At 58.0% G+C, this 11,744-nt stretch carries 9 protein-coding genes; 6 read left to right on the top strand and 3 right to left on the bottom strand.

What is annotated here, in order from left to right:
- The first annotated feature begins 35 nt into the window (after positions 1-35).
- From nudF to parC, 6 genes are all read left to right on the top strand, one after another.
- Positions 36-677, top strand: a complete 642-nt coding sequence (gene nudF / locus OKC42_RS04940) for an ADP-ribose diphosphatase (protein WP_005335901.1) — start codon at positions 36-38, stop codon at positions 675-677.
- Positions 640-1,128: a DUF1249 domain-containing protein gene (locus OKC42_RS04935; protein ID WP_196783449.1), complete on the top strand. Its 489-nt coding sequence runs from the start codon at positions 640-642 to the stop codon at positions 1,126-1,128. The genes nudF and OKC42_RS04935 overlap by 38 nt, the downstream gene beginning before the upstream one ends.
- A 22-nt stretch (positions 1,129-1,150) precedes the next feature.
- A complete protein-coding gene (cpdA, locus tag OKC42_RS04930; protein ID WP_041202814.1) occupies positions 1,151-1,969 on the top strand; it encodes a 3',5'-cyclic-AMP phosphodiesterase in 819 nt (272 codons plus the stop codon).
- A gap of 12 nt (positions 1,970-1,981) precedes the next feature.
- The gene (locus OKC42_RS04925; RefSeq protein WP_270819171.1) at positions 1,982-2,569 is read left to right on the top strand and encodes a YqiA/YcfP family alpha/beta fold hydrolase; all 588 of its coding nucleotides are present in this window, start codon (positions 1,982-1,984) and stop codon (positions 2,567-2,569) included.
- A 132-nt stretch (positions 2,570-2,701) separates the two neighbouring features.
- Positions 2,702-4,612, top strand: a complete 1,911-nt coding sequence (gene parE / locus OKC42_RS04920) for a DNA topoisomerase IV subunit B (RefSeq protein WP_270819170.1) — start codon at positions 2,702-2,704, stop codon at positions 4,610-4,612.
- A gap of 83 nt (positions 4,613-4,695) precedes the next feature.
- The gene (gene parC, locus OKC42_RS04915) at positions 4,696-6,990 is read left to right on the top strand and encodes a DNA topoisomerase IV subunit A (RefSeq protein WP_270819169.1); all 2,295 of its coding nucleotides are present in this window, start codon (positions 4,696-4,698) and stop codon (positions 6,988-6,990) included.
- A gap of 117 nt (positions 6,991-7,107) precedes the next feature.
- On the opposite strand, the gene OKC42_RS04910 is transcribed toward parC, so the two are convergent.
- From OKC42_RS04910 to atcC, 3 genes are all read right to left on the bottom strand, one after another.
- Positions 7,108-8,220 (bottom strand): hypothetical protein, encoded by a 1,113-nt coding sequence (locus tag OKC42_RS04910; protein ID WP_270819168.1) that lies wholly within the window; start codon positions 8,218-8,220, stop codon positions 7,108-7,110.
- Between the two features lie 602 nt (positions 8,221-8,822).
- Positions 8,823-10,310 (bottom strand): peptide MFS transporter, encoded by a 1,488-nt coding sequence (locus tag OKC42_RS04905; protein WP_270819167.1) that lies wholly within the window; start codon positions 10,308-10,310, stop codon positions 8,823-8,825.
- 525 nt (positions 10,311-10,835) lie between these two features.
- Complete coding sequence (gene atcC / locus OKC42_RS04900) at positions 10,836-11,738, bottom strand: cold adaptation protein AtcC (protein ID WP_270819166.1); 903 nt, start codon at positions 11,736-11,738, stop codon at positions 10,836-10,838.
- Positions 11,739-11,744: the final 6 nt, after the last annotated feature.

The following is an 11,744-nucleotide window of genomic DNA, read 5'->3' as shown; positions in this document are numbered from 1 at the left end:
CAAACTGATACAAGTCAAGCTGACGGGAGCCCCGGATGTCGCAGCAACCCTTGCCGCAAGATCGGCATTACGCCGCCGATGATGTGAAAATCATTGAAAAATCAGCTGGATATAACGGCTTCTTCAAGGTGAATGTCTATCGTCTGCAGCATCGGTTATTTGCGGGCGGCTGGAACCAGCCCATCGTGCGCGAGCTGTTCGAGCGGGGCCATGCTGCCGCACTGCTGCCCTATGATCCGGTGCGCGACCAGATAGTGCTGGTGGAGCAGTTCCGTATCGGCGCCATGGAGACCAGTCCGACCCCCTGGCTGCTGGAGCTGGTGGCCGGCATTATCGACGAAGGGGAGACCGCCGAGGCGGTGGTGCGCCGCGAAGCGGTGGAAGAGGCCGGGATCGAGGTGGCCCGCTGCGAGCATGCCATCAGCTATCTGGTGAGCCCGGGCGGCAGTACTGAACGGATCGAGGTCTTTGTGGGCGAGGTGGATGCCAGCAAGGCCGAGGGGCTGCACGGTCTGGCGGATGAGGGCGAGGATATCAGGGTGCACGTGGTGAGCCGCGAACAGGCCTATGCCTGGCTGAAAGAGGGGCGCATCGACAATGCGGCCTCGGTCATTGCCCTGCAGTGGCTGGCCCTCAACCATGGCGAGCTGCGCGCCCGCTGGCTGGCGGATCGCTGAGGTGGCGCTGACCCTGCAACAGAGCAGGCGCTATGTGCCTGATCTGATGTCCTTGCAGCGTACCTGCGAGGTCAATTACATGGCGTTGATGAAACTGCTGCCGCCAGATGGGGAGGTCGGGGCCGAGCGCCGCTATCGGGTCGGCAACGATCTGCAGTTCCAGCTCACCATCATTGGCGAGAGTCGCTTCACCAATCAGGTGATCCTGAGCCAGCACAACCCCGAATTGCCCGAATATTTACAAGCTCAGATAGAGATTCGTTTGTATCATGATGTGCGGATGGCGGAAGTGTGTGCAGCGCAACAGATTTCCCGTTTGCAACCACGTTATGATTATCCCAATAAAAAGATGCACCAGCGGGACGAAAAGGAGCAGGTAAATCTGTTTCTGGCCGAATGGCTAAAATTTTGTCTCAGACATGGTACCAGCCCGATCAATATCTCCAGTTGAACAAATAAAAAGAAGCGTGATTTTGGAAACAGAGCTCCCCCAGGCGCAGGACGGCAGTGTGCGCCTGTTGCAAATTACCGACACCCACCTCTTCGCGAGTGCCGAAGGGCGGCTGTTGGCTGTGCGCACCGCAGAGAGTCTGGCCGCCGTGCTGGAACAGGTGCAGGCCAATGAACACCCCTACGAGGTGATTCTGGCGACCGGCGATCTGTCGCAGGATCACAGTCCGGAATCCTATCAGCGTTTCGCCTCCATGATGGCGCCCCTTGGCCGCCCCATCTACTGGCTGCCGGGCAATCACGATGACAGCCCGCTGATGACCGAATATCTCCATGCCGCCGGGATCAGCGAATCCAAACAGCTGGTGGGCGACCACTGGCAGGTGATCCTGCTCGACACCCAGGTGCGCGGTAAACCCCACGGCATGATTGGCGATCACCAGCTGGCCGCCCTCGACCGTGCCCTGCGTCAATATCCGGATCGCCACGCCCTTATCACCCTGCACCATCAGGCGGTACCGGTGGGCTGCGCCTGGCTGGATCAGCACAATCTCAAGAATGCCGATGACCTGTTCGCCGTGCTGGCCCGTCATCCGCAGCAGAAGACCATCCTGTTCGGCCACGTTCATCAGGAGTTTGACGAGGTGCACCGCGGGGTGCGGCTGATTGCCAGCCCATCGACTTGCATCCAGTTCAAACCGCTCTCTGATGGCTTCGCGCTGGATGAATCCGGCCCGGGCTGGCGCTATCTCACCCTCTATCCGGATGGGCGGGTGGCCAGCGAGGTGTGGCGCCTGCCGGTGGGACAGTTTGTGCCCGACCCCAACGCCACCGGTTATTGAGGAGAGCATTCCATGAAGTCGGTTCTCCTTTATCTGCACGGTTTCAACTCCTCACCGGGCTCCGCCAAGGCGCAGCAGATGGCTGCCTGGGTAGCCGCCAATCGGCCCGACATCGAGGTGATCATTCCAGCCCAGCCCAATATGCCAGCGGCGGCCTGGGCGGCTATCGAGCAGACCATTGCCGATCTGCAGCGTCGTTATGGTAGTGAATTCAAGCTCGGCGCCGTGGGTAGTTCCCTCGGCGGCTTTATGGCGACCCGGGTGAGCGAGCGGTACGGCTGCCGCGCTGCGCTGATCAATCCGGCGGTGCGCCCCCACGAGCTGCTCTGTGACTACCTCGGCCCCCAGACCAATCCCTATACGGGTGAGCAGTATGTACTGCTGCCTGAACATATGGATGAGCTGCGGGCACTGGCGGTTCCGGTGGCGGCGCCGGAGCGACTCTGGATCCTGCAACAGCAGGGGGATGAGGTGCTCGACTATCGCAAGGCGCTGGACGAATACCGCTTTGCCCGCCTCTCGCTGGAGTGCGGCGGCAACCACGCCTTTGTCGCGTTCGAGCGCTACCCCGCCCAGATCATCCGTTTCCTCGGGTTATAGTCAGGTTTGAGTCAATAAGGGCGGTCTCGCCCTGCTTGTTCTTCTCCAGATCAAGCTTTCGGTGCGGGGAGTTTGTTCTACCCCCGCCTAGCAGTTAAGATTCCCTCCAAACGTCAATTCGCAAGGCCCTCCATGTCTACTCAATACAATGCGGATGCCATTGAGGTCCTCAATGGCCTTGAGCCGGTGCGTCGCCGCCCCGGCATGTATACCGACACCACCCGGCCCAACCACCTCGGCCAGGAGGTCATCGACAACAGCGTCGATGAAGCGCTGGCAGGTCACGCCCGCAGTCTGGAGGTGATCCTGCATGAAGACCAGTCCCTCGAAGTGATCGACGACGGCCGCGGCATGCCGGTCGATATCCACCCGGAAGAGGGGGTCAGCGGGGTGGAGCTTATCCTCTGCAAGCTGCACGCGGGCGGCAAATTCTCCAACAAGAACTACCAGTTCTCCGGCGGTCTGCACGGGGTGGGTATTTCGGTGGTGAACGCCCTCTCCGATCGGGTCGAGGTGACGGTACGTCGCGACGGTCAGGTCTACGACATCGCCTTCGAGCGTGGCGAGAAGGTGCAGGAGCTGACCATCACCGGCACCTGCGGTCGTCGCAACACCGGCACCCGGGTGCGCTTCTGGCCGCAGGCGAGCTACTTCGATTCGCCCAAATTCTCGGTCACCAAGCTGGAGCACCTGCTGAAAGCCAAGGCCGTGCTCTGCCCCGGCCTCACCATCAAGTTCCTCGACAAGAACACCGGCATCAAGCTGGAGTGGTGCTACGAAGATGGCCTCAAGGATTATCTGGTCGATGCGGTCAAGCAGTTCACCTGCCTGCCGGAGCAGCCTTTTATCGGCTCGTTCAGCTCCGAACAATCGGCGGTAGACTGGGCGCTCTGCTGGTTGCCGGAAGGGGGCGAATGCCTTGCCGAATCCTATGTGAACCTCATTCCCACCGCGCAGGGCGGTACTCACGTCAACGGTCTGCGTCAGGGGCTGCTCGACGCCATGCGCGAGTTCTGCGAGTTCCGCAACCTGCTGCCGCGCGGGGTCAAGCTGACCCCAGAAGATATCTGGGATCGCTGCGCCTACATCCTCTCCATCAAGATGCAGGATCCACAGTTCGCCGGTCAGACCAAGGAGCGGCTCTCCTCGCGCCAGAGCTCGGCGTTCGTCTCCGGCGTGGTGAAGGATGCCTTCAGCCTCTATCTGAACAGCAATACCGAGCTGGCGGAGCAGATCGCCGAGATCTGTATCAGCAGCGCCCAGCGCCGGATGCGTGCTGCCAAGACGGTGGTGCGCAAGAAGATTACCCAGGGCCCGGCGCTGCCCGGCAAGCTGACCGACTGTAACTGCGCCGACCCCATGCAGGGGGAGCTGTTCTTGGTGGAGGGTGACTCTGCGGGCGGCAGTGCCAAGCAGGCGCGGGATCGCGAGTTTCAAGCCATCATGCCGCTGCGCGGCAAGATCCTGAACACCTGGGAGGTGGAGGCCGGTCAGGTGCTCGCCTCGCAGGAGGTGCACGACATCTCGGTGGCCATCGGTCTCGACCCCGACTCCAACGACCTCAGTGGCCTGCGCTACGGCAAGGTGTGCATCCTCGCGGATGCGGACTCGGACGGTCTGCACATCGCCACCCTGCTCTGCGCCCTGTTCGTGAAGCACTTCCGCGCGCTGGTGGAGAAGGGGCACGTCTATGTCGCCATGCCGCCGCTTTACCGGATCGATATCGGTAAAGAGGTCTACTACGCCCTCGATGAGGACGAGAAGAACGGGGTGCTGCAGCGGGTCGAAGCCGAGAAGAAGAAGGGCAAGGTGATGGTGACCCGATTCAAGGGCTTGGGTGAGATGAACCCGAAACAGCTGCGGGAAACCACCATGGATCCCAACACCCGCCGTCTGGTGCAGCTCACCATGGATCCGGCAGGGGAGAGCGAAGGGGATGCGGCTGACGAGACCCTGCAGCTGATGGATATGCTGCTGGCCAAGAAGCGGGCGGGTGATCGCCGTGAATGGCTGGAAGAGAAGGGTAACCTCGCCATCATTTAAGCCGTCGGCTGGCCCGCACAGGGCCAGCAAGCATTTAGCCGGAGTCGCCCTGTGGCGGCTCCCGAACCGAAAGAGAAAATCACATGAGTGATGCTATCGAGCTCAGTCTGGACGGGGTAGAGCGCCAGCCAATGCGCACCTTTACCGAACAGGCTTACTTGAACTACTCCATGTACGTCATCATGGATCGGGCCTTGCCGCATATCGGCGACGGCCTCAAACCGGTGCAGCGGCGCATTATCTACGCCATGAGCGAGCTGGGGTTGTCGGCGCTCTCCAAGCACAAGAAATCCGCCCGTACCGTGGGTGATGTGCTGGGTAAGTACCACCCCCACGGCGACATCGCCTGTTATGAAGCTATGGTGCTGATGGCCCAGCCCTTCTCCTACCGCTACCCGCTGGTGGATGGTCAGGGCAACTGGGGTGCGCCGGATGATCCCAAATCCTTCGCCGCCATGCGTTATACCGAAGCGCGTCTGTCGCGCTTCTCCGAGCTGCTGCTCTCCGAGTTGGGGCAAGGCACGGTGGAGTGGACGCCGAACTTCGACGGCACCATGAAAGAGCCGGTGGTGCTGCCTGCCCGTCTGCCGCACATCCTGCTCAACGGGGTGACCGGTATTGCGGTGGGCATGGCGACTGACATCCCGCCCCACAACGCGCGGGAAGTGGCCTACGCCTGTGCCGAGCTGCTCGACAACCCCAATGCGGGGCTGGATGTGTTGATGCAGCACATTCAGGGGCCGGACTACCCGACCAACGCCGAGATCATCACTCCGCGCGACGATATCCGCAAAATCTACGAGACCGGCAAGGGCTCCATCAAGCAGCGGGCGGTCTGGAGCGAGGAGGATGGCGACATCGTCATCACTGCGCTGCCCCATCAGGCCTCCGGCGCCAAGATCATGGAGCAGATCGCCGCCCAGATGGTGGCGAAAAAGCTGCCGATGGTCACCGACCTGCGCGATGAATCGGACCACGAGAACCCGACCCGTCTGGTGATCGTGCCGCGCTCCAACCGGGTGGATGTGGAGGGGCTGATGGCCCACCTGTTCGCCACCACGGATCTGGAGAAGAACTACCGGGTCAACCTCAACATCCTCGGCCTCGACAACCGGCCGCAGGTGAAGTGCCTCAAGACCATCCTCAGCGAGTGGATCCAGTTCCGTCGCGAGACTGTGCGTCGCCGTCTGCAGTTCCGCCTCGACAAGGTGCTGGCTCGCCTGCACATCCTCGAAGGCTTGCTGATCGCCTACCTCAACATCGACGAGGTGATCGAGATCATCCGCACCGAGGATGAGCCGGGCAAGGTGATGGTGGAGCGCTTCAACATTACCGAGACCCAGGCCGAAGCGATCCTCGAGCTGAAACTGCGCCATCTGGCCAAGCTCGAAGAGTTCAAGCTGCGCGCCGAACAGAACGAACTGGCCGAAGAGCGCGACAAGCTGGAGCTGATCCTGGGCTCCGAGCGTCGCCTCAACACCCTGCTCAAGAAAGAGCTGCTGGCCGATGCCGAGAAGTACGGCGACGATCGCCGCACCCCGCTGGTGGAACGTGCCACCGCGGTGGCGCTGACCGAGAAAGAGCTTATTCCCAGCGAGCCGGTCACCGTCATCCTCTCCGACAAGGGGTGGGTGCGCGCTGCCAAGGGACACGATGTGGATGTGGCGGGGCTCTCCTACAAGGCGGGGGACAGCTATCTGGCCCACGCCTGTGGCCGCAGCAACCAGCAGGCGGTGTTCCTCTCCACGTTGGGCCGAACCTACGCCCTCGAATCTCACACCTTGCCATCCGCGCGCAGTCAGGGTGAGCCGCTCACCGGCCGCTTTGCGCTGGGGGCAGGGGAAGAGGTGCGCCATCTGGTGATGGGCAACGAGGGTGAGCCATATCTGATCGCCAGTGATGCCGGTTACGGCTTTGTCTGCACCTATGACGACCTGATCGGCAAGAACAAGAACGGCAAGGCGCTGCTCACCGTGCCGGAAGGGGGTCAGGTGATGGCACCCCAGAAGATCGGCTCGCCAGAAACCGATCTCTGCATGGCCATCTCCAACGAGGGGCGCATGCTGCTGTTCCCGCTCAACACCCTGCCGGTACTCGGCAAGGGCAAGGGCAACAAGCTGATCAGCATTCCGTCGGCTCGGGTGAAAGCACGGGAGGAGTTTGTGGTGATGGCTGCCGTGATCCCGCAGGGCCAGTCCGTCACCCTGTTTGCCGGCAAGCGCAAGCTCACTCTTAAGCCATCTGACCTTGACTACTACCGCGGCGAGCGCGGCCGTCGCGGCGCCAAGCTGCCCCGCGGTTTGCAGCGCGTCGATCGTATCGAGATTGAACCCGCCGCCGGTGTCGAACAGGTAGCTGGGGAAAATCAGGAAGGGTAATTAATATAGAAGGGCGCGAAAGCGCCCTTTAAATAAAAGATATGTTTACATTTCATTTGATAGTTTATTTTAAATGAGTATAAAAATTAAGTCTTGATATCTTTGTCTAAAGATAACTTAAAAGTTGCCTAACCGTTTTTTATATATAACGTTGTTGTTTGATAATTTATACTTGGGGGTGCCATCGTGTAATCGCATGCCAAAATAGACATTTCCAGCAAATCTAATATCCCACCCAGTGGGTGATTCGCTCTGGCCAAGTATATATAAAATGCCGACATTAGCATGGTTTGCTAAGTGCAACATTCCGTTCCACACTGATTGATCATTTTCAAAATAACTATTGGTTATTTTAACAAGGTCAAACTCTTTCGTGAATGAAAAATTTGAAAAAAGGAGGCAGTATTTTATTTTAGAATAACCATTGCCTAACTTAAATTCGCAAAAATTATAACTAATAGTTTGCCAAAACGCACGACTTGTTTTATGTGTAAAACCATCTTCTGGGTTAAAAAATTTTACTTCTACTCCGAATGGTGATGGATCGAATCCAGCATTAATGAGGTGCTCCCTTGGCTTGAATACAAAATCAATTCTTACTGCTACCCCTTCAATAAGATGTTTTCCTATAACTTCCCGCCCAATATGAAAGTGTTTTTCAAAGTTTGTAACTAACCATTTTTTGAGTTCATCTTCATTTTTAAAGCGAACTATTCTATCTCGTACATTTGAATGTTGAATTTGATCTATTTTTTCGATCTCTTTATTTAAGGCAGCTTTGACATCCTGAACACCACAGGTGTTTATATAGTTAGATGTTAATTTTGATAGCTCACTATTAATTTCACTTATTTTGTGGCTTTTCAAAAAGGTGTTTTCCAGCTGTGGATGTAAATCATTTAGCATTGTTAAAATTTCATTTTCTATGCTGTTTAATTTTTTTATTTTTTCTTGCATATCTAAGTAATATTTTTCTTTAGTAAAGTCATCAAAGTTGATACATGTATCTCCATTTAGCTCCTGTAGTGCTTCTTTCTTTGAAATAGCAGTGCCTTTCTGTTGTCCACAAGATGGGCATTGATAAACGTAATGAATGGCCCCGCCATCTACAGTTCTCATTCTGATGTTATATTTCTTGTCACAAAAACATTTACATTTAGTATATAGAGCATCTCTCTCCTTCTTTATTTCGTTTAATTTTCTCAACATGGCTTCATATTCTAAATTCATAAAGACCTCTTAATAATAAATATATGCAGTGTCTTGTAAAGTGATTCGGTAGATATTAACTTGATATTACGAAAATCTATCAGGTTCGATGGAACTCATGTTGTGAGCAAGATCTATTTTTCTAATGACAAGGATCGTAGGCCTGAATCATGTACAGGGCTGTAGGTTGGATTAACGAAGCGTAATCAGACGTTCGCACAAACTCATTACCTCAATGTGGTCGGTAATTTTATTTTACGGCCCCCTCATCCCCAGCCCTTCTCCCCCTGTTTTATGGCAAAGAGTGGGAGAAGGGAGCAGAGATCGCAGCCATTGATAGTGACCGTGGTATGGCGTGATAGCTAAGCGTGACAGCTTCGGCTACAGAGTGGCAGGTGCTGATCCCCTCTCCCCTTGGGAGAGGGTTAGGGTGAGGGAAAGCTGACGATAGGGGCAAACGCCGCAACAGGTGCCAGGTTGCCAACCTGAAAAAGATCCACCTATCCCGCCAAAAGAGAGGGCCCCGCCATCCATGATGGCGGGGCCCTTTGCATTATCAGCCGCATTGCTGATTCAACCGTTCGCGCTGGCAGGTGCCACTGAAATGGTTGGCCCGAATCCAATTAGACAGGAATGGCTGTCGCCGCCGGAGGCGGGGTGATTTTCGAGGCGATCAGTTGGCGCAGACGGGGCACCAGCAGCAGCAACACCACGCCGCCCGCCAGCGAGCCCCAGCCGAGCATATTGAATACCGAGCTGTAACCCGGGTTGGTGGCGACCGGGGTGCTGCCGATATTCTGCGGCATGGCGCTGGAAACATAGCCCGCCAGCACCGAGGCGACGCCGGTCACCATCATCCAGCAGCCCATCATTAAGCCTTGCAGGCTGGCGGGGGCCAGCTTGCCAATCATGGCGTAACCGATGGGGGAGATTAGCAGCTCGCCAAAGCTCTGCAGCACATAGCTGATGGCGATCCACTTGAAGGCGACCAGCCCGTCGGCCCCCGCCAGATGTATACCGATCGGCAGCACCAGCATGCCGAGCCCCATGCAGAACAGGGAGGCGGCAAACTGGGAGGGGATGTCGATATTCCACCCCTGTTCGCGCAGCCGCTTGAACAGCAGCGCCATCAGCGGGCCACCGATGACGATGACAATGGTGTTGATGTTCTGGATCCACTGGGGGGCGACCTGCAGCCCGAACACGTTGAGGTTGATGTTGTGCTCGGAGAAGAGCATCAGCCCCATGGGCGCCAGCTGGTAGAGCGACCAGAAGATGAGGGAGCCAAGGGCGAGGATCAGATAGGCCACCATGCGGCTGCGCTCGGCGGCGTCCGGGTGGCGGGCGGTCATCACACAGAGCAGTAGCAGCACCACGGCGCCCAGGATCAGCACGAAGCTGCCGCTAAAGCTGGCGTGGGTCAGCAGCAGCCGCAGCGCCGGCACCAGCATGGCCAGAATGGCGATCCCGGCCAGCATGCGGCGGTAGAAGCCGCTCCCTTTGATATGGCGCAGCGGGGTGCTGATATCCGCCAGAATCGGCCAGCAGGCGAAGGTAGCTATGATGGCGATGATGTTGCCCAGCGTCGCAAACAGGAACAGGGTGCGGTAATCCTCGGTGAGCTGGAAGTAGCCCGCCACCGTGAAGCCGATAAAGAAGCCCAGATTCATCCCGGCGTAGTTCCACAGGAAGGCGCTCTCGCGGCGGTGATCATCCGGGGCGAAGCGCTGGGTCAGCATCATGTTGAGGCAGGTGACGTTGAGGCCGCTGCCGGTGAGGAACATGGCGAGCCCCCAGTAGAGGCCGGTGATCCCCATCTCGGCGATGAAGTAGCAGCCGATCACCTGCAGCACCATCCCCATCACGAACAGGTTGCGGTTGCTGAGGTAGCGCCCGCCGAGATAGCCGCCAAACAGGTGCAGGCCATAGTTGAAGGCCCCGAAGACCCCCATCATGGCGTTGGCCTGGGATTCGCTAAAGCCGAGCCGCTTGGTGGCGTAGAGCACCAGCGTGGAGTAGAGCACGGCAAACCCCAGGGTCGAGAAGGTCTGGATAAAGAACAGCGCCCCGGAGCCGGGGGGAATGGTGGGGTGTTGATTCGAAGCGCTCACGGTCTGTCTCCTGTGAGAGAAGAAAGTCATAACTCGTCCTGAGAGCGTACCGGTCTGCTGCCGGCTAGCCTTGTGCGCTTCCATGCTGGTCTGAAGGCCGGTCTGTCATTTAGCGGCCAAGCGGTGCAAATAGCCATACCTGAAATTTAATCTGGCGCGATTAATTGCTTTTTATTGATCTATTCCGCCTTTTTATGCGTGATTGAGCCGTGGTTGTAGCTCGGCTTACCACGCGGTTGCAGCACGGTTGATGTGATCCAGTCGGCTATTTGGTGCCGATTATGGCGCTGTGGTGGGATCTGCGTCCCGCTTTGTTGTCCCGAAACGCAGCTGGCGCCAAGTTGTTGTATTGCAGGTTGTTTATTCATCTCCGGGCATTGAGTGAATAAATATTGGGAAGAGAAGGGGCAGCCCCGGGGTGACTTGCGTGTGTTCTCTCTTTGCTGTCGAGAGGGGGAGGGGAGGATAGAACAACGCCCGGCGGGCTGGGCGTTGTGGTGCGACTGATGGGCGGCGAAAGCGGCCTTAGAAGTCGTGGTAGAGCGGCCAGCCGAGCAGCGGGTGCTTGAGACCAGCGCGCATCTCGACGTTGTCGAGCTTCTCCGGCGAGGCGTTCTCTTTTTGCAGCAGCTGGTACTGGCGCACAAAGCCGAGGGTGTGCAGCAGGTTGGGCACAAAGCCGGGGCTCAGCTCCTGACGCAGGGCGGCGGCCATGTCGGCAGGCAGCGCGCTTAGCATCAGGGCGAGCTGGGCGGCGAGGTAGTCGGTGTCATACCAGCCCTCGTCGAGCTCAATCTCCCGCGCCAGCTTGCGCTTGAGATCCTGCTTCACCTTGAGCGGGGCGGCGCCACTGCCCTTGCCGCAGAGGATGCGGTAGAGCAGCGCTTCGGCCAGCTTGTCCTCCATGGTGGGGTGGTCGCTCTCGCAGGCGAAGAAGTGCTGGTCGATGAGCTCCATCAGGCGGCTCTTGTTGTGCTCGGTCAGCGCCTTCTCGTACTCCTGCCACCCTTGCCACTCCTCCACATCGGGCGGGCTCGAGATCTTGTCCAGCAGACGGGCATCCACATCACCGTAGAGGCTGTTGCCGCCTTGCTTGGGGCTGACGGTAATGAGCATCGACCAGCCCTTCTGGAACGGCTTGATGGGGCCTTCCGGCGCCTGCAGCAGCGCCAGTGCCTTGGCCGGATCCCGCGCCGAGAGCTCCTGCAGGCCGAGGCTCACCACGCCGATGACGTCGTGGGCCGCCTGCTCCAGCAGGTGCATCTTGTACTTGTTGTAGTACTTGTCGGCGAATTTGAGGCTCATCAGCACCGCCTTGCCCTTGATGGCGGCCAGCTGCTGCTGACTCAAGAGTTCGTTGTCGCGGCCAAAGCGCAGCACCTGAGTCAGAAAGGGGCCCTGGTTGGCATCGCGAATGACTAACTGCATGAATGG

It is taken from the genome of Aeromonas sp. Y311-2 (genome assembly GCF_027706025.1).
Taxonomy (GTDB): Bacteria; Pseudomonadota; Gammaproteobacteria; order Enterobacterales; family Aeromonadaceae; genus Aeromonas; species Aeromonas veronii.
The sequence above is the reverse complement of the archived record's forward strand: the minus strand, read 5'-3'. Positions and strand labels throughout refer to the sequence as shown.